At 54.8% G+C, this 22,221-nt stretch carries 20 protein-coding genes and 1 pseudogene; 7 read left to right on the top strand and 14 right to left on the bottom strand.

The annotated features are described in order from the left end of the window. Positions 1 to 3 precede the first annotated feature (3 nt). Both tpiA and BHE81_RS18435 read right to left on the bottom strand, forming a co-directional pair. The gene (gene tpiA / locus BHE81_RS18440) at positions 4 to 771 is read right to left on the bottom strand and encodes a triose-phosphate isomerase (RefSeq protein ID WP_002922909.1); all 768 of its coding nucleotides are present in this window, start codon (positions 769 to 771) and stop codon (positions 4 to 6) included. A gap of 109 nt (positions 772 to 880) precedes the next feature. Beyond that, a complete protein-coding gene (locus BHE81_RS18435) occupies positions 881 to 1,483 on the bottom strand; it encodes a YiiQ family protein (protein ID WP_004186171.1) in 603 nt (200 codons plus the stop codon). A gap of 112 nt (positions 1,484 to 1,595) precedes the next feature. Between BHE81_RS18435 and BHE81_RS18430 the strand changes: the two genes are divergently transcribed. Then, a complete protein-coding gene (locus BHE81_RS18430; RefSeq protein WP_004173894.1) occupies positions 1,596 to 2,024 on the top strand; it encodes a DUF805 domain-containing protein in 429 nt (142 codons plus the stop codon). On the opposite strand, the gene fpr is transcribed toward BHE81_RS18430, so the two are convergent. The 7 genes from fpr to gmk form a co-directional block, all read right to left on the bottom strand. Continuing rightward, the gene (fpr, locus tag BHE81_RS18425) at positions 2,025 to 2,771 is read right to left on the bottom strand and encodes a ferredoxin--NADP(+) reductase (protein ID WP_002922904.1); all 747 of its coding nucleotides are present in this window, start codon (positions 2,769 to 2,771) and stop codon (positions 2,025 to 2,027) included. Positions 2,772 to 2,921: 150 nt separating this feature from the next. Beyond that, positions 2,922 to 3,932, bottom strand: coding sequence for a class II fructose-bisphosphatase (gene glpX, locus BHE81_RS18420; RefSeq protein WP_002922903.1), 1,011 nt, complete (start codon positions 3,930 to 3,932; stop codon positions 2,922 to 2,924). Between the two features lie 48 nt (positions 3,933 to 3,980). Continuing rightward, a complete protein-coding gene (gene recG, locus BHE81_RS18415; protein WP_004151504.1) occupies positions 3,981 to 6,062 on the bottom strand; it encodes an ATP-dependent DNA helicase RecG in 2,082 nt (693 codons plus the stop codon). Between the two features lie 5 nt (positions 6,063 to 6,067). Next, the gene (gene trmH, locus BHE81_RS18410) at positions 6,068 to 6,757 is read right to left on the bottom strand and encodes a tRNA (guanosine(18)-2'-O)-methyltransferase TrmH (protein ID WP_004181538.1); all 690 of its coding nucleotides are present in this window, start codon (positions 6,755 to 6,757) and stop codon (positions 6,068 to 6,070) included. Positions 6,758 to 6,761: 4 nt separating this feature from the next. Next, positions 6,762 to 8,882, bottom strand: a complete 2,121-nt coding sequence (gene spoT / locus BHE81_RS18405; protein ID WP_004150214.1) for a bifunctional GTP diphosphokinase/guanosine-3',5'-bis pyrophosphate 3'-pyrophosphohydrolase — start codon at positions 8,880 to 8,882, stop codon at positions 6,762 to 6,764. Positions 8,883 to 8,900: 18 nt separating this feature from the next. Next, positions 8,901 to 9,176, bottom strand: a complete 276-nt coding sequence (gene rpoZ, locus BHE81_RS18400; RefSeq protein WP_000135058.1) for a DNA-directed RNA polymerase subunit omega — start codon at positions 9,174 to 9,176, stop codon at positions 8,901 to 8,903. A 54-nt stretch (positions 9,177 to 9,230) separates the two neighbouring features. Beyond that, positions 9,231 to 9,854 carry a guanylate kinase gene (gene gmk / locus BHE81_RS18395; protein WP_002922664.1) on the bottom strand — a complete coding sequence of 208 codons (624 nt, stop codon included), beginning with the start codon at positions 9,852 to 9,854 and terminating at the stop codon, positions 9,231 to 9,233. A 258-nt stretch (positions 9,855 to 10,112) separates the two neighbouring features. Here gmk and ligB point away from each other — a divergent pair, with 258 nt between their 5' ends. Next, complete coding sequence (gene ligB / locus BHE81_RS18390; RefSeq protein WP_023342573.1) at positions 10,113 to 11,789, top strand: NAD-dependent DNA ligase LigB; 1,677 nt, start codon at positions 10,113 to 10,115, stop codon at positions 11,787 to 11,789. A 5-nt stretch (positions 11,790 to 11,794) separates the two neighbouring features. Here the strand turns inward: ligB and BHE81_RS18385 are convergent, their stop codons facing one another. Then, a complete protein-coding gene (locus BHE81_RS18385) occupies positions 11,795 to 12,412 on the bottom strand; it encodes a trimeric intracellular cation channel family protein (RefSeq protein ID WP_002922654.1) in 618 nt (205 codons plus the stop codon). Positions 12,413 to 12,687: 275 nt separating this feature from the next. Between BHE81_RS18385 and BHE81_RS18380 the strand changes: the two genes are divergently transcribed. Then, the gene (locus tag BHE81_RS18380; protein ID WP_009308789.1) at positions 12,688 to 13,938 is read left to right on the top strand and encodes a chloride channel protein; all 1,251 of its coding nucleotides are present in this window, start codon (positions 12,688 to 12,690) and stop codon (positions 13,936 to 13,938) included. A gap of 55 nt (positions 13,939 to 13,993) precedes the next feature. Here the strand turns inward: BHE81_RS18380 and BHE81_RS18375 are convergent, their stop codons facing one another. From BHE81_RS18375 to BHE81_RS18365, 3 genes are all read right to left on the bottom strand, one after another. Continuing rightward, on the bottom strand, positions 13,994 to 15,052 hold the full coding sequence (locus BHE81_RS18375) for a bifunctional transcriptional activator/DNA repair enzyme AdaA (protein WP_019725183.1): 1,059 nt from the start codon (positions 15,050 to 15,052) through the stop codon (positions 13,994 to 13,996). Between the two features lie 2 nt (positions 15,053 to 15,054). Then, positions 15,055 to 15,801: an isocitrate lyase/PEP mutase family protein gene (locus BHE81_RS18370; RefSeq protein WP_019725184.1), complete on the bottom strand. Its 747-nt coding sequence runs from the start codon at positions 15,799 to 15,801 to the stop codon at positions 15,055 to 15,057. 182 nt (positions 15,802 to 15,983) lie between these two features. Next, complete coding sequence (locus tag BHE81_RS18365) at positions 15,984 to 16,847, bottom strand: YicC/YloC family endoribonuclease (RefSeq protein WP_002922636.1); 864 nt, start codon at positions 16,845 to 16,847, stop codon at positions 15,984 to 15,986. 499 nt (positions 16,848 to 17,346) lie between these two features. Here BHE81_RS18365 and BHE81_RS18360 point away from each other — a divergent pair. Further along, positions 17,347 to 19,047, top strand: a pseudogene (locus BHE81_RS18360) (lysophospholipid acyltransferase family protein). A 37-nt stretch (positions 19,048 to 19,084) separates the two neighbouring features. Here BHE81_RS18360 and BHE81_RS28290 read toward each other — a convergent pair. Beyond that, a complete protein-coding gene (locus tag BHE81_RS28290; RefSeq protein WP_065809828.1) occupies positions 19,085 to 19,216 on the bottom strand; it encodes a hypothetical protein in 132 nt (43 codons plus the stop codon). Here BHE81_RS28290 and BHE81_RS18355 point away from each other — a divergent pair. The 3 genes from BHE81_RS18355 to BHE81_RS18345 are packed head-to-tail and all read left to right on the top strand — an operon-like array spanning position 19,176 to position 22,138. Continuing rightward, positions 19,176 to 20,102 carry an HlyD family secretion protein gene (locus BHE81_RS18355; RefSeq protein WP_270031033.1) on the top strand — a complete coding sequence of 309 codons (927 nt, stop codon included), beginning with the start codon at positions 19,176 to 19,178 and terminating at the stop codon, positions 20,100 to 20,102. The two genes, BHE81_RS28290 and BHE81_RS18355, sit on opposite strands and share 41 nt — an antisense overlap. Further along, a complete protein-coding gene (locus BHE81_RS18350) occupies positions 20,095 to 21,012 on the top strand; it encodes an ABC transporter ATP-binding protein (RefSeq protein ID WP_004173902.1) in 918 nt (305 codons plus the stop codon). The genes BHE81_RS18355 and BHE81_RS18350 overlap by 8 nt, the downstream gene beginning before the upstream one ends. Continuing rightward, positions 20,999 to 22,138, top strand: a complete 1,140-nt coding sequence (locus tag BHE81_RS18345; protein ID WP_032410114.1) for an ABC transporter permease — start codon at positions 20,999 to 21,001, stop codon at positions 22,136 to 22,138. The genes BHE81_RS18350 and BHE81_RS18345 overlap by 14 nt, the downstream gene beginning before the upstream one ends. The last annotated feature ends 83 nt before the right edge of the window (positions 22,139 to 22,221 follow it).

Below are 22,221 nucleotides of genomic sequence, written 5' to 3'. Positions count from 1 at the left end.
GAATTACGCTTTTTTCGCTGCTTCTGCTGCTTTAACGATCACCGCGAAAGCGTCAGCTTTCAGGGAGGCGCCGCCAACCAGCGCGCCGTCGATGTCCGGCTGGGTGAACAGCTCTGCGGCGTTGCCAGCGTTAACGGAACCGCCGTACTGGATGATCACTTGCTCAGCGATTTTGGCGTCAGCTTTAGCAATGTGGTCACGGATGAATTTGTGCACCGCCTGCGCCTGAGCCGGGGTCGCTGATTTGCCGGTACCGATAGCCCATACTGGTTCGTAAGCGATAACCACGCCTTCGAAAGCGGCAGCGCCCTGGGTTTTCAGCACGGCGTCGATCTGACGTGCGCAAACTTCTTCCGTTTTGCCCGCTTCGTTTTCGGCTTCGGTTTCACCGATGCACAGAACCGGGGTCAGACCCTGCTCTTTCAGCACGGCGAATTTCTTCGCGATCAGCTCGTCGGATTCTTTGTGGTAGGTACGACGCTCGGAGTGGCCGATGATGATGTACTGCGCGCCGATATCTTTCAGCATTTCGGCGGAGGTTTCACCGGTGAATGCGCCGGACAGGTTCACGTCAACGTTCTGCGCGCCCAGGTGAATGTGGCTGCCTTCTGCCGCGCGCTTAGCCAGGTCCAGATACATTTCCGGCGGGGCGATGGCAACTGCACAGCCGCTTACGCCAGCCAGCTCGGTACGCAGGTTCGCAACCAGTTCGTTTACCATGTGGCGGCTGCCGTTCAGTTTCCAGTTACCCATCACTAAAGGATGTCGCATTTTAATTCTCCACGCTACTTAAGCGAATTAAGGAATATAGCCGCCCCAGAGGGCAGCATGGTCTGTGAAACAGTATAGAGACTCGTCACTGGAAAGGCTTTGCTTTTTGTCATTTATTGTTACCTTCCAGCGTTTCAGATAGCGCCAGCTTAATCGGTTCAATGGCGAAGGTCAGGCCCTTTTCCCCATGATCTGCCACCACATAGCGCACGGCGCCTTCGGTATCGGCGAAGTAGCGCTTGCCCTTGCCGGCGGCCAGCAGTTTCTGCAGTTTTTGCTGGCTTTGCGTCTGGCTAAAAGTCGGCACGAAGGCGCGGATCATGGCGCTCATATACTCCAGCGCTTTGGTCCTGGCCGCCTTTTGCTCCGGCCCCTGGATCGGCAGCCAGGTGATCTGCATGGATTTGATCTTCAGCGTGCCGCGCTCCAGCGCGGTGGAGGCATAGAGATTTTCGTTAATTTTGCTGGCGGCGCGGGTCAGGTTAGCCCGATCGCGACTGGTGGCGATGGAACGGAATTCGTTCAGAGGCAGCTTTGGATTATCGGCGTTGAATTTCTCGCGGAACTGACTGATCGACTGGTCAAAGCTCGGCGCGCCGGCGAGCAGGTAGGGCGCTGCCGCGGTCGTCGATTCGCTCTCTGCGGACAACGCGTGCGGGCCGACGGCAAGGCCCATCAGCCCACTTAACCACAAAATTGTCCACTTCTTCATGCCCGTCGTTCCTTTTTTTGCCTGCTGACGATTAAATCGGGAAGCGCGGCGCTTGTCAAAAAGTCACGACGCCAGGGTAAACTACGCAGACGATGATGATAAGGAAAAACGCATGACCCTACAGCAGTGGTTATTCTCAATTAAAGGGCGCATTGGCCGCCGCGATTTCTGGATCTGGATTGCCATCTGGCTGGTGACCATGAGCGCCCTGTTTACCCTGGCAGGCAGCAATCTGCTCAACCTGCAGACGGCGGCGTTTATTATCGTCTGCCTGCTGTGGCCGACGGCGGCGGTGGTGGTCAAGCGGCTGCACGATCGCGGCAAATCCGGACTTTGGGCGCTGCTGATGATTCTGGCGTGGATGCTGCTGGCGGGGAACTGGGCGATGTTGCCGCAGGTCTGGCAGTGGGGCGTCGGGCGCTTTGTGCCGACGTTGATTATCGTCATGATGTTGATCGACCTGGGGGCGTTTGTCGGCACCCAGGGCGAGAATAAGTTCGGCAAGGAGACCCAGGACGTGCGCTGGAAAGCGGACGCCTGATTACCAGTAGTGCTCAGCCGTCATGTGGCCTGGCCGGCGACGCAGATGTTTGGTCATCTGCCGGGTCTCTTTTAACAGCTGTTGGGTATCGCGCACCATTTGCGGGTTGCCGCACAGCATCACATGGCTGGTGTCGGTGGTCATCGGCAGGCCGACGGCCTCTTCCAGCGCGCCGGTTTCAATCAGAAACGGCACCCGGCCGGTCAGCGAGCCTTCCACGGTTTCGCGGCTGACCACCGTCTGAATACGGAGTTTGCCGGCATAGCGCTGCTCCAGTTCGCGCATTAGCGGCAGATAGCTCAGGTCCGCGGCGTAGCGGACGGCGTGGACCAGCACCAGGTTGTTAAAGCGCTCAAGGTCCTTGCCTTCCTGCAAAATTGACAGGTACGGCCCCAGCGCAGTGCCGGTCGCCAGCATCCACAGGGTATCGCAATCCGGTACTTCCTCAAGGACGAAGAAACCTGCCGCTTCACTCACCACCAGGACTTCATCGCCCGGCTTCAGCGACGCCAGACGCGGGCTCAGCTTGCCTTCCGGGACGGTGACCAAATAGAACTCGAGGTCGGGATTGCCGGGGGCGTTGACGTAGGAGTAGGCGCGCTGCACGCGTTCGCCGTCGATTTCCAGCCCGAGCTTGGTAAATTGCCCGGCGGTAAACGGATGAACAGGCGCCCGCACGTATAAACTGAACAAGGCGTCCGTCCAGTACTCCACTTTTGTCACTTTGCCGCTAACCCAGTCCGCCATCGTCTTCTCCTGTTGCCAAGCGATGCCTTATCTTCGGTCCAGACGAGCCAGATTTCCACCCCGAAGGCGCAAGAAAGCTCTATTGATCAAATATAAACGAAGAACAGGGCAACCGCCTGCGGACGGTTGCCTGGGAGAGAAAAAGCGGTATTACAGGATGTGCTGCTGGATGTCTGGATCTTTACGGTCGAGGTAATGAATCGACTGGATACGACGGATAGTGCGCGACTTGCCGCGGATCAGCAGCGTCTCGGTGGTGGCCATGTTGCCCTTGCGGGTGATGCCGTCCAGCAGATCGCCTTTGGTGATCCCGGTGGCGGAGAAGACGACGTTATCGCTGCGCGCCATTTCATCCAGACGCAGCACTTTGCCCGCTTCAATGCCCATGGTTTTGCAGCGCGCCAGCTCATTTTCACCGATGCGGCGGTTCTCTTCGTTATCGCCCTTCACGTGGTGGCGAGCCAGCAGGCGCCCCTGCATATCCCCGTCGAGGGCGCGGATCACCGCGGCGGAAACCACCCCTTCCGGCGCGCCGCCGATGCCGTACAGTACGTCGACTTCGCTATCCGGCATGCAGGTGAGAATAGAGGCCGCGACGTCGCCATCGGGAATAGCGAACACGCGCACGCCCAGCTGCTGCAGCTGGGCAATGACCGCGTCGTGGCGCGGTTTCGCCAGCACGGTGACGGTCAGCTCGCCCAGCGGCTTGTTCAGGGCGCGGGCGATATTGTGCAGGTTCTCTTCCAGCGGCAGATTGAGATCGATAGCGCCTTTAGCGCCCGGGCCGACGATCAGCTTTTCCATATACATATCCGGCGCGTTGAGGAAGCAGCCCTTATCGCCGACCGCCATCACCGCCAGGGCGTTGGCCTGGCCCATCGCCGTCATGCGGGTGCCTTCGATGGGATCGACGGCGATATCTACCGCATCGCCCTTGCCGGTACCCACTTTTTCGCCGATATAAAGCATCGGCGCTTCATCGATTTCGCCCTCGCCGATGACGATGGTGCCGTCGATATTGACGAGGTTAAGCATAATGCGCATGGCGTTAACCGCTGCGCCGTCGGCGGTATTCTTATCGCCGCGGCCCAGCCATTTATAGCCCGCCAGCGCGGCGGCTTCGGTGACACGCGAAAATTCGATGGCCAGTTCTCGTTTCATAATCCACTCGTTGTGTAGAAAAGTTGCCCGCAGCGCGGCAAAAGCGCGCTACGCGTTGGAATAGCGTTCGGTTTCCGGCATCCAGCGCTCGATAAGCGCCTGGGCCTGCAGCGGATAGCGTTCATGAATGTGGCGAGCAATGCGCTGGACATCGGGGATCATCGCCTGATCGCGCAGTAAGTCCGCCACTTTAAATTCGGCGTTGCCGGTCTGGCGGGTGCCGAGCAGCTCGCCGGGACCGCGAATTTCGAGGTCTTTCTGGGCAATGACGAAACCATCGTTGCTGTCGCGCAGGACCTGCAGACGTTTCTGCGCCGTTTTGGAGAGCGGCGATTTATAGAGTAGCACGCAGTGGGAAGCGACCGCGCCGCGCCCGACGCGCCCTCTGAGCTGGTGCAGCTGCGCCAGACCCAGACGTTCCGGGTTTTCGATAATCATCAGGCTTGAGTTAGGCACGTCGACACCGACTTCAATCACCGTGGTGGCTACCAGCAGATGCATCTCGCCCTGCTTGAAGGCCTGCATCACCGCCTGCTTCTCCGCCGGTTTCATCCGCCCGTGGACGAGGCCGATATTGAGCTCCGGCAGCGCCAGTTTGAGCTCTTCCCAGGTGGCTTCCGCCGCCTGGGCTTCCAGCAGATCGGACTCTTCAATCAGCGTACAGACCCAATAGGCCTGGCGACCTTCATGGGTACAGGCGTTGCGCACGCGGTCGATAATATCGCTGCGCCGGGTGTCGGGGATGGCGACGGTGGTCACCGGAGTTCGGCCTGGCGGCAGCTCGTCGATAATCGAGGTGTCCAGATCGGCGTAGGCGGTCATCGCCAGGGTGCGGGGGATCGGCGTGGCGGTCATGATCAGCTGATGCGGGTGGAATCCCTGCTGCTGACCTTTCTCCCACAGCGCCAGCCGCTGATGCACGCCGAAGCGGTGCTGTTCGTCAATAATCACCAGCGCCAGGCCGTTAAACTGCACCTGCTCCTGGAAGATGGCGTGGGTGCCGACAATCATCTGCACCTCGCCGCTGGCGATAGCTTCCTGCTGCGCCTGACGGGCTTTGCCTTTCTGTTTGCCCGCCAGCCAGCCGACTTCTATGCCCAGCGGTTCGAACCAGTTGCGGAAGTTATTGGCATGCTGCTCGGCAAGCAGTTCGGTGGGCGCCATCAGCGCCACCTGTTTGCCGTGGACGATAGCGCGCAAGGCGGCCAGGGCAGCGACCAGCGTTTTACCGGAGCCAACGTCGCCCTGCACCAGGCGCATCATCGGCACGTCCAGCGCCATATCGTGTTCAATCTCGGCGGTAACCCGCGCCTGCGCGCCGGTGGGCTTAAAGGGCAGGGAGGCCAGCAGTTGGTTTTTCAGGGTATCGTTGGCGCCGAGCGGCAGGGCGTGATAGCGCTGGGCGCCTGCCCGCAGCGCCAGCATGCTGAGGTTATGCGCCAGTAGCTCTTCCAGAATCAGACGCTGCTGCGCCGGGTGCTTGCCGCTTTCCAGCTCGCTAAGTTGCAAGGAGGGAGGCGGGCGGTGCAGCGTACGCAGCGCCTCCGGCAGGCTCATCATCCCCTGCGCCAGCTCCGGCGGCAGGAGTTCGCTAATCGCGCAGGTTTCCAGGAGCTCAAGCGCCTGATCGGTGAGCTTGCGCAGGGTCGCCTGCTTGATGCCTTCGGTGGTCGGATAGACTGGGGTTAACGTTTCCTGCAGCTCCGGAGTACTCATATCGCCCTGGACGCGATATTCCGGGTGGATCATCTCGGCGCCGTACTTCCCGCGTTTGGCTTCACCGTAGGCCAGCACCCGACGACCGGTCGCGAGGCTGTTTTTCATCGCCGCGTTGAAGTTGAAAAAGCGCATGGTGAGGATGCCGGTGCCGTCGCTGATCTGGCAGGTCATCATCCGCCGGCCGCCGAAGGTGATATTGCTGTTGAGCACTTCACCTTCCACGGTGGCATAAACTCCGGGAAGCAGCTCGGCTATCGGGTAAAGATGGGTGCGATCTTCGTAGCGTAAAGGCAGGTGCAGCAGCAGATCCTGTACCGTATGCAGGCCAATCTTCGCCAGTTTGCTGCTCTGCGCAGCGCCCACACCGGTGAGTGAACTGAGCGGAACGGCATCTAACAGGCGGCCTGACATTGGGTTTACCTCGCAGCCTGCATGGTAGCCCACCACGCGGCATCGGCTTCCACTTCGCCCTGCTCGTTAACGTGGGGGTAAGGCAGACCTTTTTGTCTGGCGACGCGGGCCAGCACCGGATAGCCGCCTTCGAACAGCAGGCGCTGCTGCTCTTGTGGCGGCAGCATGCTGTTGGCGCGTTGGTACATCCCGGCATTCTGCCGCTGGCGCTGCGCCTCGTAGAGGATCAGCGCCGAGGCGACGGAAACGTTCAGCGACTGCACCATGCCGATCATCGGGATAATGATGTCCTGATCGGCCAGCGCCAGCGCTTCCTGGGTGATGCCGGTTTTTTCCTGACCCATCAGGATGCAGGTTGGACGCGTATAGTCGATTTCACGAAAATCGATGGCTTTGTCGGAAAGGTGAGTGGCGAGAATTTGCATGCCCTGGCCTTTCAGGTGGCCGACGGCATCTGCGATAGTGCGGTGGGTTTTAACCTGCACCCAGCTGTTGCTGCCCGCGGCGGCGGAGGCCATGGTACGCATCCGGCTGCTCGGCCAGACGGCATGCACTTCGTGTACGCCAACGGCATCTGCGGTCCGGATGACCGCAGAGACGTTATGAGGCTTATGGACCTGCTCCATGCAGACCGTCAGGTCAGGCTGACGCCTGGCGAGCATCTCGCAGATACGCTCGTAGCGCTTTGAGTTCATAAAGCTAGTTTCGGTTACGGGTGACTTTAATCACGTCCGGCATGACGCGGATTTTGCGCATGATATTCGCCAGATGCACGCGGTCGCGCGCGGTCAGGCGGATAAAGGCGCTGTATACGCGGCCATCTTTCTCTTCCGTATTCAGGCTCTGGATATTGGAAGACGCGGTGTTGATCGCCGCCGTCAGGTTAGCCAGCGCGCCCTGGTGGTTAAACATGTCCACCTTGATTTCGGTGATGAACTCCTGAGCGGTCTCTTTATCCCACTCAACCGCCATAAATTTCTCCGGCTCTTTCTGGTAGCCGCGAATGTTACGACAGGATTCATGGTGGATAACCAACCCTTTACCCGGGCTGACGTGGGCGATAATCGGGTCACCTGGAATTGGACGACAGCACTTGGCGAAGGTGATCAACACGCCATCGGCGCCTTTGATTGGCAGATGACCGTGGTTCGACGCGTTAGCCGGTACCGGCGCCGCAGCGGCTTCGCCCTGCTGCAGGTTTTTTGCCACCACGACGCTCATGGCGTTGCCCAGACCGATTTCCGCCAGCAGATCGTCAAGCGAGGCCAGCTTCATGCGATCGAGTTCGCGCTGGATATTCTCCGGTGGGATCTCGGCAAGTTTGCGGCTTCCGCCCAGCGCGTGATTGAGCAGACGACGGCCAAGGCTGACCGAATCGTCGCGCTTAAGGTTTTTCAGCAGCTGACGGATCTTGGCGCGCGCTTTCGAGCTGACGACAAAGTTCAGCCAGGCGGCGTTCGGGCGAGCGCCCGGCGCGGTGATAATTTCGACAGTCTGACCGCTGGAGAGCGGCTGCGACAGCGGATAGGGCTGACGGTCGACGCGCGCGCCGACGCAGGCATGACCGATATCGGTATGCACCGCGTAGGCGAAGTCCACCGGCGTGGCGCCGGCAGGCAGTTCGACAATGCGCCCTTCCGGGGTGAAAACGTAAATCTCATCGGGGAACAGATCGGATTTTACGCTCTCGATAAATTCAAACGAGCTACCGGCGCTCTGCTGCAGCTCCAGCAGGCTTTGCATCCAGCGCTGAGCGCGGATTTGCGCGGTGGTGCTGCTTTCGCCGCCGTGCTCTTTATAAGCCCAGTGCGCCGCTACCCCCATCTCCGCCATCTGGTCCATGTCTTCGGTACGAATTTGTACCTCGACCGGGACGCCGTGGGGGCCGATCATCGAGGTGTGCAAAGACTGATAGCCGTTAGCTTTCGGAATGGCGATGTAGTCTTTAAAACGACCCGGACGCGGTTTGTAGAGGCTGTGCATCTGGCCGAGCACGCGATAGCAGATATCGGCATCATGGACGATAACGCGGAAGGCGTAGATATCCATGATCGAGTGAAAACGTTGCTCTTTGAGCACCATTTTACAGTAGATGGAGTATAGATGTTTCTCGCGACCGCTGACGCGGCAGGGGATCCCCGCTTCCTGCAAACGCCCTTCGATTTCGGAGAGGATCTTTTGAATCATCTCCTTACGGTTGCCGCGCGCCGCTTTGACCACCTCTTTAATGACGCGGTAGCGATTAGGGTACAGCGCTTCAAAGCCCAGCTCTTCGAGCTCGGTTTTGATGTGATGGATACCTAAACGGTGCGCCAGCGGGCTGTAAATTTCCAGCGTTTCACGGGCGATGCGGCGGCGTTTATCCGGGCGCAGCGAGCCCAGAGTACGCATGTTGTGGGTGCGGTCGGCAAGTTTGATGAGGATGACGCGGATGTCCTGCACCATCGCCATGATCATTTTGCGAAAGTTTTCGGCCTGCGCCTCTTTCTTATCGCGGAACTTGAGCTTATCAAGTTTCGACACCCCCTCTACCAGCTCGGCGACGCTTTTACCAAAAAGCTGTTCCATGTCCTGGTAGGTGGCGGGGGTATCTTCAATCACATCATGCAGCAGCGCGGCCATCAGCGTTTCATAGTCGAGCTTCATCTCGGCCAGAATGCAGGCTACCGCGACCGGGTGCGTGATATAGGGTTCACCGCTTGAACGTGTCTGACCCTCGTGAGCGTCACGTGCAACGAGATACGCCTGCCGCAGACGCTTAATCTGGTCTTCCGGCAGGTAGTTTTGAATCAGCTGATTCAGGCTTTCAAACAGATACAAGGGCGACCCGCTGTGTGATTAACGACGACCTTCAGCAATCGCGGTAACGGCTTGTAATTCAGCGGCTTCCTGCTCTTGCTGTTCCTGGCGCTCACGTACGTCGAGGATCTGGTTGTTGATCAGACCTTCTTCGATTTCGCGCAGTGCGATAACGGTGGTTTTATCGTTTTCTTCCGGTACCAGCGGATCCTTTCCGCCAACCTGCATCTGACGAGCGCGACGCGCGGCGACCAGTACCAGGTCAAAACGGTTACCAATTTTCTCTACAGCGTCCTGAACAGTTACGCGTGCCATACTTAAAATGCTCCACAGGTGAAGAAATGACTGGGCATGATACTGAATGTGGGTTCAGTCTGCCAATAGTTTGGTGATTAAAGCGCCATGTCGCTGCTTTTGGCGGCTCATGCGCAGACGTTCAGCGCGGATGATATTTTTCAGGTCGCTCAGGGCGGTGTCAAAATCATCGTTCACAATCAGGTAATCATATTCCGCGTAATGGCTCATTTCCGCAACGGCCTGGGCCATCCGTTTCGCGATCACCTCTTCGCTGTCCTGGCCGCGGCCGCGCAGGCGACGGTCCAGTTCATCTTTTGACGGCGGCAGAATAAAAATACTGCGCGCGCCGGGCATGCTTTTACGGATCTGCTGCGCGCCTTGCCAGTCGATATCGAGGAAGACATCGACGCCGGTCGCCAGCACCTGCTCGATCGCTTTACGCGACGTGCCGTAATAGTTGCCAAAGACCTCTGCATGTTCCAGAAACGCGTTTTCGCCAATCATCGAGCGGAATTCGTCATGATTCACGAAGAAATAGTGTTCGCCGTGCACTTCACCCGGACGCGGCGCCCGCGTGGTATGGGAGACCGATACCTGGGTGTCATACAACGGTTGGGTTTTTAATAAAGCCTGAATCAGGCTGGATTTACCCGCGCCGCTAGGGGCGGAAACAATATAAAGCGTGCCTTGAGCCATGAGTGTCTTTTGTATGTGGTTATCGAAAGAGGTCCTACATACGAGCCTATTATACACGTCGCCGCGGCGTGACGCAGTCATTGTCACACTTTTTGCCGCTGTTTCTTTCATTTTGCCTGCCGTTTTCCTGAATTCGCCAGCCGTTGCTGCAATGAGGCGTAAATCCTGGAAGGCGTTTCGCAAGGCGAAAAAGCTTCCGTCGCGGCTCGCGGCATTCTGCAGCAGACTCTCCGCGAGGTGATGGAGGAGGGGACTGCAATGCGTAAAGGAGGGTGGTGGCTGGCGTTAGGGATGTTCTCTGCCAGCGCGCTGGCGACGTGTCCGGACTGGCCGCCGGCCAGAGGAAGGCAGGAGACATCACGCCTTCATCAGCAAATTGTCGCCTGGAAAGAGGCTTACTGGCGGCAGGGCGCCAGCGGAGTGAGCGATGACGTTTACGACCAGCTCACCCTGCGCCTGGCGCAGTGGCGACAATGCTTTCCGGGCGCGACGCCTGAGGATGACGATCTGCCTCCGCCCACCGGCGATGCGCGTCATCCGGTGGCCCATACCGGCGTGCGCAAGCTGGCGGATGAGGACAGCGTTGCCCGCTGGATGAAAAATAAATCCGACCTGTGGATACAGCCTAAAGTGGACGGCGTGGCGGTGACTCTCGTTTATCGCCAGGGGCGTCTGGTTCAGGCCATTAGCCGTGGCGATGGTCTGCGCGGTGAGGCATGGACCGCCCGAGCCCGGCAGATCCCAGCGCTGGAGAAAGTGATGACCGGTGAACTGGCCGACAGCGTACTGCAGGGGGAGCTGTTTCTGCGCCGGGACGGCCATGTCCAGCAGCAGGCCGGGGGGATGAATGCGCGGGCGAAAGTCGCCGGGTTGATGATGCGAGCCGACGCGGCGGCGGCGCTCAGTCAACTGGACGTTTTTATCTGGGCCTGGCCAGACGGTCCGTCCGATATGCGCCGTCGTCAGCAGCTGCTGGCGCAGGCGGGGTTTAAGTACAGCGGACAATATACCCATCCGGTGTCGCGCATCGAGCAGGTGGCGCAGTGGCGCCAGCGCTGGTATCGCTCGCCGCTGCCCTTCGTCAGCGACGGTGTGATTGTGCGCGAAGGACGCGAGCCGCCGGGGCGAGTCTGGTCGCCCGGAAAGGGCGAGTGGCTGGCAGCCTGGAAATATCCTCCGGCATCGCGGGTGATGCAGGTACGGGCGATCCGTTTCAGTACCGGCCGCAGCGGCAGACTCAACGTGGTGGCCGAGCTTGAGCCCCAGCGGCTGGATGATAAACGCGTGCAGCGGGTTAACGTTGGCTCTGTGTCCCGCTGGCAGATGCTGGATATTGGGGTTGGCGATCAGCTGCAGATCAGTCTGGCAGGGCAGGGTATTCCTCGGGTCGACGCCGTCGTCTGGCGGACGGCCGAGCGCCATAAACCGACGCCGCCGCCGGCGAAATTTAATGCGCTAACCTGCTATTTCGCCACCCCTGAGTGCAGCGAACAGTTTCTTTCCAGGCTGATCTGGTTGTCATCAAAGTCCGCCCTGAATGTCGATGGCGTGGGGGAAAATTTATGGCGCGTCATTCAGCAGCAAAACCCGATGACGCATATCTTTTCCTGGCTGGCGCTTACCGTTGAGCAGCTGCAGGCGGTGCCAGGGATTTCCGCCGCCCGCGGGCAGCACCTCTGGCATCAGTTTGATCTTGTTCGCAAACGACCTTTTATCCGCTGGGTGCTGGCGATGGGGATCCCGGTGCCGCAGGGGGCGCTGGCGCAGCTCGAAAGCGAGAACTGGCATTTGCTGGCGGCAAAAAGTGAAGCGCAATGGCGCACGCTGCCGGGCGTGGGGGAGATCAGAGCCCGCCAGCTGGTGGCTTTCCTGCACCATCCGGACGTGGTGGCGCTGGCGCAATGGCTTAGCGGGCAGCGCATCCCCGGATTTTAAGGCGGTTAGTGGGCGTCATGGGTGTAGTGGAAGACCGGTAGCCCCAGTTTCCAGCGTAGCGCCAGCATGCGGGCGGTAAAGCCGAACAGCAGTGTAGCCAGCACCACCACATCGTGGCTGCTGACGTAATGTTGCAGAGCAATATAGAGTACGGCTGCGGCAAAGGAGATCCCGGCATACAGCTCTTTCTGGAAGACCAGCGGAATGCGTTTGCAGAACATATCGCGCAGTACGCCGCCGAAGACACCGGTGATCACGGCGGCAATAGAGGCGATAACCGGGCCTTCGCCCATGTCCAGGGCGATCTGCGCGCCGATGATGGAAAACACGATCAGCCCCAGCGCGTCCAGCACCAGAAACAGCCGACGAAGGTGCGGCATCACCGGAGCGGCAATGGTCGTGAGGACGGCGGCGACGGCGACAATGATGACATATTCGGGATGCTTCACCCAACCAAGAGGATAGTGCCCCAGCAGGATATCGCGAACGGAACCCCCGCCCAGCGCGGTCGCAGTGGCGATAATGATGACGCCAAACGTATCCATCCGCCGGCGCCCGGCAGCCAGTGCGCCGGTCATGGCTTCCGCGGTGATACCGATTAAATACAGAACATGAAGCAGCATAGATCCCCCCAGGTAATGGCGGGCAGGTTAACGATTTGTGCGCAGGATCACGATTGAGATTTTCTAAAGCGAATCATTTACGCCAGGAAAAATTAATGGAAATAGTATCTTTGATGGCTTGATTTAAAGGTTTATTGGTTTTTTAGGGATTTTTATTGATTAGAAAAAGTAATGCTAAGTGAAGCGATGGGTATCACTATCGAAAACACTTTGATTACGCAATGTTTAAGTCTCGTCCTTTATTCTTTTATTTTTCCTTTTCAAGGCCTGAGAAAATGAGCGTCGCCGCCGGGAATAAAAATCATCTGATCCGCCTGATAGCCGTGGTATTAACCGGGATTCTGGCCGGTCTGTCCGGCATGGTTTTGGCACTGATTTTACACGCGATTCAGCACCTGGCTTTTGGTTACAGTTACGGGCAGATCGTCGGTTCGGTGTCATTTTTACAGGGCGTCACGGAGTCGTCCTGGCCACGCCGCATCGTGGCAATCGTGGCCGGCGGTGCCGTCGCCGGATTTGGCTGGTGGCTGCTTGGTCGCTATGGGCAGAGGCGGGTTTCCATTGCGGCGGCGGTGGCCAACCCCTGCGTACCCATGCCCGCGGGCACCACGACGATCCACGCGCTGCTGCAGATCGTCACCGTAGCGCTGGGCTCCCCGCTTGGCCGCGAAGTGGCGCCCCGGGAAATGGGCGCGCTGGGGGCGGGGATGGTGGCGCGTAAGCTGCGCCTGCTGGAAGATGAAACCCGCACGCTGATTGCCTGTGGGGCGGGCGCGGGTCTGGCGGCGGTCTATAACGTCCCGCTGGCCGGGGCATTGTTCAGCCTTGAGGTCATGCTGCTGTCGTTTAGCTGGGAAAAAACGCTGGCGGCGATAATGACCTCGGCGATTGCCGCGTGGACGGCCACCCTGGGGTTAGGGGATGAATCGCAATACCATTTTGTTTCCAGCGCACTTCCGCACACCTTTCTCTGGTGGGCGATTCTGGCGGGCCCGATTCTTGGCACCGGCGCCTGGCTCTTTCGCAAAGCGACCAGCGCGGCGCGTTCACGCGCGCGAAGTAACTGGCAGATGCCGGTGTTCTGTCTGCTGGGGTTTTCTCTTCTTGCCATCCTGAGTCTTTATTTCCCCGAGCTTCCGGGCAATGGCAAGGGTCCAATGCAGCTGGCGCTCAGCGACGGGCTGCCTCTCTCCATGGTCGCTGTCCTGTTAGTATTGAAGATGGTGGTGATTCTGGCGGTGCTGCGCGGCGGCGCGGAGGGTGGATTGTTAACCCCAGGGCTGGCGGTGGGCGGATTGGTCAGCCTGCTGCTCTGCGCGCTCTGGCAGCTCGGCTTCCCTGGCGGTGATAAAAGCAGCTTCGCTGTGGTGGGGGCGGCCGCGTTTCTCGCCGCCTCCATGCAGATGCCGTTGACCGCAGTGGCGCTGGTGATGGAGTTTACCCACATGGATCACAGCTATCTGGCTCCGGCGCTGCTGTGCGCGGCAGGGGCGTTTTTAACCTGCCGGGTGCTGGATAAAAAATAGGCTTACCGAGCCGCGGTGAAAGTCAGGGAGGGGCCCGTTGATCCTGAAAGTAAAATCAGCCGCGTTTTTCCCTGATGGTTGCCTCATGGTTAATAAGCCATATTTTTCGTGCAATGCCGCCGCCGTAACCGGTCATCGAACCATCTTTGCCGATAATTCGATGGCACGGGATGATAATCGCGACGCGGTTAGCGCCGTTTGCAGCAGCCACCGCGCGCGTGGCCGTTGGTTTACCTATCTCCATCGCAATCGATTGATAATGCGTCGTCTCACCGAAGCTAACGTGCTGTAAACGGCGCCAGACCGCTCGCTGGAATTCGCTGCCTGGGGTATCAAGCGCCACCTCGAACGATTGACGCTGTCCGGCGAAATACTCCGTTATTTCCTGTTGCGCCTGCCTGGTGTGGGCATTTTCACCTGCGATGATGCTGGCGTTGAACCGCCGCTGCAGGTCGCTGAATTCTGACTCCAGCGCTCGTCTGTCGACAAACTCCAGCAGACAAATTCCCCGTTGCGTTGCACAAACAAACATTGGCCCCAACGGGGTGGTAAAACGATGAATTAAAACAACCTGGCGTTGCGCGCTGGGTGCGAAACCGGTCAATTTTTTGCAGGTATAGCCGAAGCCGCTTAAGGACTCGTAACCGCTATCGAAAGCGACATCGGTAGTTGAGCGGCCTGTTTTTAATTCCTGAAGCGCCATATTCAAACGCTGCATCCGTTGAAAAGCCTGAAAGGTGATCCCGTGGTTTTGCAGGAACCAGCGGCGAATGCGTTCCGGGCTAATATCGTGCTGACGTAGCTCGCTATCGCTGAGGCGGACCTTTGGAGCTTCTCGCAGCAGGCGGAGCGCTTGTTCAACAAAGGCGGGGGCCGTCCGGGCATTCTCCGTCGGACGACAGACTTTGCATGGCCGGAAGCCGGCATCCAGCGCGGATTTAAAGTCATTATAAAATTCGACGTTTTCCCGCCGGGGTTTTCGCGCCCGACAGACCGAGATACAAAATACGCCGGTGGTTTTCACGCCGACGAAAAAAACGCCGGTGTATTCCACCGCGCGTTCAAGCAGCGCCTGATACCAGATATCGCACTGCATGCTGTCGGTAATTTTCATGGTCAAAAAACACCTGAGAAAGAGTGTTGGGTTTGCACCTGACATAATAAGTCTTTCAGTCTGGCCTGCGTCGCAGCATAAATAAAATTGCCCATCGAAATTCGTTTTACGCCCAGTGTCGATAAGGTGCTGAAGTCAGCCAGCTCAGGCATACACATTACGTTTAAGGGTAAAGGCACGTGGTGAACGATGGCGGTAATATCCTCCGCGCGGGTGACGCAAGGCACAAAAAAACCGCATGCGCCGTGTTTGGCGTAGAGTTGACCGCGATAGAGCGTTTGAACCAGCGCATCTTGTACGTTGAGAAGAAAGGTATCGGTGCGGACATTAACAAACAGACCGGGACAGGCGCGGGTGATTTCCTGCAGTTTGACGGCAAAGCGCTCCGCATCGTCAAGACGACGCGTACTATCCACCACATGACTATCCTCGAGATTTATTCCACTCACGCCGAGATGCGCCAGACGCCGGATATTGTCAATGATGAGGCTGGTTGTCGCGCCGTAGCCCGCCTCTAAATCGACGCTTAACGGCAGTTCGCTAACGGTTTTGATGCGTGAGACGACATAAAACAGCTCGTCAAAACTCATCTCTTCGCCATCTTCATACCCTAACATTGCGGCGATAGCAGCGCTGGAGGATCCCAGCGCCTGATAACCAGCCTGCTGAGCAGCCTGAGCGCTGCTGGCATCCCAGACATTGGCAAGCAACAAAGGTTGGTTTTGCTGGTGAAGCGCATTAAAGTCCATTCTTTTCTCTCGCGGTAGTGTTTTCCTGACTGTGCCGCGTTGTGCTTATTTGCCACAACCGAAAACTGGACGACTATTTTTTATAAGTAGATACTTATCATTCGCCCGTGAGAGAGATAAATAAAAAGGCCATGATTTATCATGGCCCTGGATACCGAAATACATTAACAAACGAGAAAGCGTTACTCGATATTCTGGATTTGCTCGCGCATTTGCTCGATGAGTACCTTCAGCTCAATCGCGGAGTTGGTCACCTCGGCGTTAATCGATTTTGACGCCAGGGTGTTCGATTCACGGTTGAACTCCTGCATCATAAAGTCGAGACGGCGACCCACAGCTTCTTTCTTCTTCAGAATGTTATAGGTCTCTTTAACGTGCGCTTCGAGACGGTCCAGTTCTTCGGCAACGTCGATACGCTGCGCCATCAGCACCAGCTCTTGCTCAAGGCGGTTATTTTCCAGCTGCACTTCCGCATCTTCCAGCTTGGCGACCAGACGCTCGCGCTGCCACTGGAGAATTTCCGGCATATGAGCGCGAACTTTCGCCACTTCGCCGCTCACGCCTTCAAGCCGCTGCTCGATAAGCGCTTTCAGGGCCTGGCCTTCCGTTTCGCGGGCGACGATGAAGTCGTCCAGCGCGCCGTCAAGAGCGGCCAGAATGTCGGCGGCGATGGCGTCGAGATCCTGCTCTTTGGCGGCCATCACGCCCGGCCAGCGCAGGATATCAACCGGGTTGATTTCCCCTTCATCGCTCTGCATTTTCACCCAGTTGGCAGCGTTTACCAGCTGTTTAGCCAGCTTTTCGTTGAGGATGAGTTCACCCTGAGCGCTGGGATCTTGTTCAAAACGCAAGGTGCATTCGACTTTACCGCGAGTCAGGCGGGCGCGAATGCGCTCGCGTACCACGGGCTCCAGACTACGGAACTGCTCCGGCAGGCGGAAGTACGTTTCCAGATAGCGCTGGTTTACCGAGCGCAGCTCCCATGCGGCGCTACCCCAGTCACCCTTGATTTCACGGCGGGCATAGGCGGTCATACTGCGGATCATAGGCGTTCCTGTTTTCGTAATAATGAATGCAAGGATTATAGCCGTGCGGGCGGTGACTTAACAGGAATAGTGATGAAATACTTCAAGGACGATTGTTTTAAGGGATATCGCCGCAAAGTTATTTTCACCAGGGGCTGTAGGTGGGGTTATATATTATGGGAATCCGTAGTTAATATTTTCTGATATTAGATACGGGCATGGAATTCGGATGCCTTTGTACAAATGCATATACCGCCAGACAAGCTATTCTGTGAGTTTTAGGAAGTATAACCACCAGAAATGAGATAGGGTATTACCTTTAAGCATTATGTATGTTTTTTTTGCATTGATTACTATAAATTTATTAAAACTTTGGTGATTGTATTTATGGTGAGAATACTGTTGTATTAATTATATCTAATTGTTTTGTTTTGGCCTTTTTAAGTTTTATGCGGTATTGTCCGACTGAAAGAACGCTAGTATAGTCGTTTACGATGAGTTCTATAAAAAGGATTTTAATATGGACGCTATCTTTGACAGAGTCGTAAGGGAATTTTTTCCAAATACAACCATACCTTTTTGGAAAAAATGGCTGTTCAGGACGGCATTTGGCAATAAGGTATTTTCTCGCTTAATATATAACGAGCGACTCGTTAATAAAAATGGGGTCGAGTGGGTTAATGCAGTTGTTGAACTCCTTGAGTTGAAATGTGAAAGCGAACACCACCAATTTAACAACATACCTGAGCATGGGGCTACGGTTGTTATTTCAAATCATCCGACGGTTATCGATGGACTTAGCTTAATACATACGGTCTCCCGAGTCAGGAGTGATATAAAAATAATAGCTAATCACGTTTTGCCAATTATATTCCCCCAGGTATCGGAACTTACCATTGGAATTGAGAATATGGCCGGTAAGATGAGCCATAAAAAATTCCGCGAGATGAACGATCACCTGCGAAAAGGAGGCGTATTGATTATATGTCCTGCGGGTAAGCTAGCTAACTGGTCTCTTTCCGGGTTACAGGAGCATAAGTGGAACCCCGGTTTTTTACAGCTTGCTATGAGAAATAATGCAGCATTGGTACCAATTCATATTACGGGAGCAAACAGTAAGATTTATTATCTTACTGCAACATTCTGGCGGCAACTGTCGAACATGATGGTTATTCGTGAAGCTCTCCGCCATCATGGCAAGACCATGAAAATCAATATAGGACAGCAAATAGCCTTATCCTCGTTTAAAGAATAAAATAAAGATCTTTCTGCCGCGGCAAATGTATGTTTGACGCACCTCCAGAGTATAGCGAAGAATGGCCCGGCTATGTTAGATACGATTGCGCCGCAAGAATTAGAACCAGGTAAAAAGGAGCTAATTAGCGCAATAGAGGAGTGCGAAATATTAAGGCAGTTTGAAGACGGTAGAAAACTAGTGATATATCGCTGTAATACTAACCGAACCTCACCCATTATTGATGAGTTAGGGCGCTTACGCGAACGCTGTTATCGCGATATTGGTGCCGGAACTGGTAACGACCGAGATAACGATGTTTTTGATGAAAGTTATTATCATATCATTTTGTGGGATCCTTCTGATGTGGAAATCCTGGGAGCATATCGTGTTATGCCCGTTGGCGAGCAGCTGGCCCAACATGGTGTAACAGGCCTCTATAGCAACAGCTTGTTTAAATACCATGATAATGCCTATTCCTGTTTAGAGCAGTGTGTGGAAATTGGCCGCGGCTTTATTCAGAAACCTTATCAAAAAAGTAAGGTGCTTGATTATTTATGGCAAGGGATATTTGACTTTATAAAAAGATATCCGGACTATAAATACTTGCTGGGTGTGCTGACCATTCCTGGAGCTTTTCCTGAAAAAGTACAGAAACTCATCATCAGTTTCTATAATATATATTTTCCCTCGACAGCTGATTTTTGTACGCCGATAGCATTGTTCACTGCCGAAAATGTACAGGATGATACTCCATTTTGTGGCGAAGATTTTAGAGCAGACTGGAGCATGCTTAATCACCTGCTGAGAGAAGAAGGTTATGAACTTCCCTGGCCTTTTAAACAGAGTGCTAAATGGTTCTCCCCGGGCGGATCGTCGATTCTTGCATTCACAAAAGATTATTCTTTTAATTCGATAGCTGGGTTAAATCTGAGCTCTATAGATAAATTGAATGAAAGCTACGTTAAGCATTATTTAAGAGATTAAACTGACGATGATTGTCCGGTCCTGGAGCGAGCGTGCCTCAATCCAGACCGTAGTGATAAGGGAAATGATATGCGTATGGATGCGTTTTAATGCGAAAGCCAATAAATGTATTTATTATACTGATATCGGTGCTGATACTCACCGCGTGTGATAACAAACCAGATAACATGTTATCCGGTTATTCACATGGAGAATTTGTATACCTTTCATATTCTGGTAATGAAAAAATAGAACGGATCTTGATCAATAAAGGAGATAACGTCGCCGCAGGACAGGAGTTAGTGAAGATTGAGTCCTTCGATGCGCAAAATATTTTCCTGCGCGCTGAGGAAAAGCTATCAGCAGAGAGCGCTCTATTACGAAATCTGGAATCTGGCGAACGGCCTGAAGAGTTGGATATTATACGTTCGCAGATAAAAAAAGCACAATCGGCAGAATCCCAGGTAAAGCGGCAGCTTGGGCGATATCGTAATCTTTACGCCAATCATGCCATATCGCTTGCGGAATGGGAGGATATCCGGGATGAATTAACTCAAAAAGGCGCACAGGTTGAAGAGTTAATTAATCAACTCAAAGCACGGCAACTTCCTGCCCGGCAGGATGAGATTAGCAAGCAGCGCTCAATGGTGGCCGCGGCAAAACTCGAACGGGATAAGGCGCTGTGGGATGTCCAGCAAACGACGATTGTTTCTCCGGTCAATGCTAAAGTCTTCGATATTATTTATCGTGCCGGGGAGCGCCCTTCTGCTGGTAAACCAATAATCAGTCTGTTACCTCCTGAGAATATAAAAGTACGCTTCTTTATACCCGAAGCGAAGCTCGGTAAATTTAAAATCGGATCTAAGGTAAAACTTATATGCGATGGTTGCGCTGAGCCCATTGCTGGCGTTATTAACTATATCAGCCCTGAGGCCGAGTTTACGCCTCCAGTTATTTATAGTACGAAACGTCGTGAGAAGCTCATTTTTATGGCGGAGGCTATCCCTGCGCTGCAGCAGGCAGGGCGGATGAAAATCGGCCAACCGTTTGATGTGGAGATTATTGGCGATGAATAATCTTTGTATTGATGTAAAAAATCTCAATAAACATTTTGGCGAGCATCACGTCGTAAAGGATTTCTCTTTACAGGTGGCAAAAGGCGAGATCTATGGTTTTCTCGGTCCGAACGGTAGCGGAAAAACGACATCGATTCGAATGATGTGTGGTTTGATTACGCCGGATTCCGGTGAAGGTACTTGTCTGGGTATGGATATCTTTACGCAGCGGGAAAAAATAAAAAAAAAGATAGGCTACATGACCCAGTATTTCTCAATGTGGGGAAATTTAACTATTCGGGAAAACTTACTTTTTATTGCGCGGTTATATAGCCTCGATCAGCGTAGAGATCGGGTTGAACGTGCGCTTTCTGAGTTAGGCCTCACTGCCCGACAGCACCAGCTGGCTAAGGAGCTTTCTGGGGGCTGGAAGCAAAGAATGGCCCTCGCCGCCTGTATGTTGCATGAACCTGTTTTGCTATTTCTGGATGAGCCGACTGCTGGCGTGGATCCCAAGGCGCGGCGAGAGTTCTGGCAAATGCTGCACCAGCTCTCTGACCGGGGGATCTCGATACTGGTGAGCACGCATTATATGGATGAGGCTGAGCGCTGCCATAAGGTTGCCTATCTCTCATATGGTCGGCTGCTGGCGAATGGCACTATTGCGTCGATTATAGCCTCCCAGAATTTGATCACCATGCGAACCAGCGGCGCCGGTCTGACGCTGCTTGAAAGCCAGCTACAGCGCTTGCCGGATATTGAGCAAACGGTCATTTTTGGCAATCAGCTTTATATTACATCCAGAGATGAAGCGAAGTTAAAATCCGCGCTTTTTGCCTTTACGCAACAGGGTTATGAGTTCTGTAAGGTGGATACCAATCTGGAAGATGCATTTACCTACTTGATGAAAAATAATTGTGAAAAAAATTAATTTTAGCTTCTCCGTTACGCGGTGGATTGGCGTGGTTATTAAGGAAATTCACGAGCTACGCCGTGATAAAGTCAGCATCAGTATGGTGCTCCTGACACCTCTTTTTCAGCTGATCATTCTTGGCTATGCCATCAATATGGATCCGCATAATCTTCCGACCGCCTTACTAAATTATGATACCGAACGCATGAGTCAAATCTTTGTGACGGAAGCGCAAAATACCGGGTATTTTTCGATGATTCCTGTCGATTCAGAAGAGGCGGCGCAGAAAGCCTTTGTGCGGGGGGATGTCACTTTTATCGTGACGATCCCTGAAGGGTTTACGCGCAAGTTACTGCGTGGAGAAAAGCCACAACTATTGATTCAGGGGGATGCCATCGATCCGATCACCACGGGGAATGCGCTCAGCGCCCTTGTGCAGGTGGCGAAGTCGATGTTTCAGCACGATTTGCCGGGCGACATGCGTGTGGTGCAAAAAGAGGATGATTTCGAGCTTATCATTCATCGCATGTTTAACCCTGAGGGGATAACCCAGTTTAATACTATTCCCGGTATTATGGGGTCGATACTCAGTACAACGTTAATCCTGATGACCGCCCTGTCAATTACCCGCGAGCGAGAAAACGGGGCGTTAGAAAATTTACTGGTCTCTCCGTTGTCCGGGCTTGAGGTCATTATTGGGAAAATAACGCCTTTTGTTATCATTGGTCTGTTTCAGGCGACGTTAATCCTGATTGCCGCCGTTTTGTTGTTCGATATCCCCCTTCACGGTAGCATCTTCCTACTATTTTTTGTGCTGTTAATTTATGTCTTTCTTTGTCTGTCAATTGGTATCGGTATTTCTGGCTTAGCACAAAACCAGCTGCAGGCGCTGCAAATGTCCTCTTTTTACTTTATCCCTTCCATTATGCTGTCCGGCTTTATTAGCCCCTTTATTAGTATGCCTGACTGGGCGAAAGCCATTGGCTCCTGTTTACCGCTGACCTACTTCATCCGCCTGGTTAAGGGCATTATGCTGAAAGGCTATTCAGCAACGGCATTGTTGCCTGACCTCTTGCCGCTGATAGGCCTGGCGGTGATTGTCATGGGTGTGGGGTTGAAATCTTATCGTAAAACGCTGGACTGACATTATCGGCGCGTCCGGCTGGAGTGGGCATAGGCTTTTTGCCATGAAATTCGTATAATGCGCCCTCACATTCGTTTCAAGCC

This window comes from Klebsiella sp. AqSCr (assembly GCF_008452795.1).
Taxonomy (GTDB): domain Bacteria; phylum Pseudomonadota; class Gammaproteobacteria; order Enterobacterales; family Enterobacteriaceae; genus Klebsiella; species Klebsiella pneumoniae.
The sequence above is the reverse complement of the archived record's forward strand: the minus strand, read 5'-3'. Positions and strand labels throughout refer to the sequence as shown.

Excerpts from the sequence above, each read along its gene's own strand:
- ligB (WP_023342573.1), top strand. The coding sequence starts at position 10,113 with ATGCGTAAAGGAGGGTGGTGGCTGGCGTTAGGGATGTTCTCTGCCAGC.
- glpX (WP_002922903.1), bottom strand. The coding sequence starts at position 3,932 with ATGAAACGAGAACTGGCCATCGAATTTTCGCGTGTCACCGAAGCCGCC.
- BHE81_RS18380 (WP_009308789.1), top strand. The coding sequence starts at position 12,688 with ATGAGCGTCGCCGCCGGGAATAAAAATCATCTGATCCGCCTGATAGCC.
- BHE81_RS18365 (WP_002922636.1), bottom strand. The coding sequence starts at position 16,847 with ATGATCCGCAGTATGACCGCCTATGCCCGCCGTGAAATCAAGGGTGAC.
- BHE81_RS18350 (WP_004173902.1), top strand. The coding sequence starts at position 20,095 with ATGAATAATCTTTGTATTGATGTAAAAAATCTCAATAAACATTTTGGC.
- rpoZ (WP_000135058.1), bottom strand. The coding sequence starts at position 9,176 with ATGGCACGCGTAACTGTTCAGGACGCTGTAGAGAAAATTGGTAACCGT.
- gmk (WP_002922664.1), bottom strand. The coding sequence starts at position 9,854 with ATGGCTCAAGGCACGCTTTATATTGTTTCCGCCCCTAGCGGCGCGGGT.
- BHE81_RS18430 (WP_004173894.1), top strand. The coding sequence starts at position 1,596 with ATGACCCTACAGCAGTGGTTATTCTCAATTAAAGGGCGCATTGGCCGC.
- BHE81_RS18435 (WP_004186171.1), bottom strand. The coding sequence starts at position 1,483 with ATGAAGAAGTGGACAATTTTGTGGTTAAGTGGGCTGATGGGCCTTGCC.
- recG (WP_004151504.1), bottom strand. The coding sequence starts at position 6,062 with ATGTCAGGCCGCCTGTTAGATGCCGTTCCGCTCAGTTCACTCACCGGT.
- BHE81_RS18370 (WP_019725184.1), bottom strand. The coding sequence starts at position 15,801 with ATGGACTTTAATGCGCTTCACCAGCAAAACCAACCTTTGTTGCTTGCC.
- BHE81_RS18375 (WP_019725183.1), bottom strand. The coding sequence starts at position 15,052 with ATGAAAATTACCGACAGCATGCAGTGCGATATCTGGTATCAGGCGCTG.
- trmH (WP_004181538.1), bottom strand. The coding sequence starts at position 6,757 with ATGAACTCAAAGCGCTACGAGCGTATCTGCGAGATGCTCGCCAGGCGT.
- fpr (WP_002922904.1), bottom strand. The coding sequence starts at position 2,771 with ATGGCGGACTGGGTTAGCGGCAAAGTGACAAAAGTGGAGTACTGGACG.
- BHE81_RS18385 (WP_002922654.1), bottom strand. The coding sequence starts at position 12,412 with ATGCTGCTTCATGTTCTGTATTTAATCGGTATCACCGCGGAAGCCATG.
- tpiA (WP_002922909.1), bottom strand. The coding sequence starts at position 771 with ATGCGACATCCTTTAGTGATGGGTAACTGGAAACTGAACGGCAGCCGC.
- BHE81_RS28290 (WP_065809828.1), bottom strand. The coding sequence starts at position 19,216 with ATGTTATCTGGTTTGTTATCACACGCGGTGAGTATCAGCACCGATATC.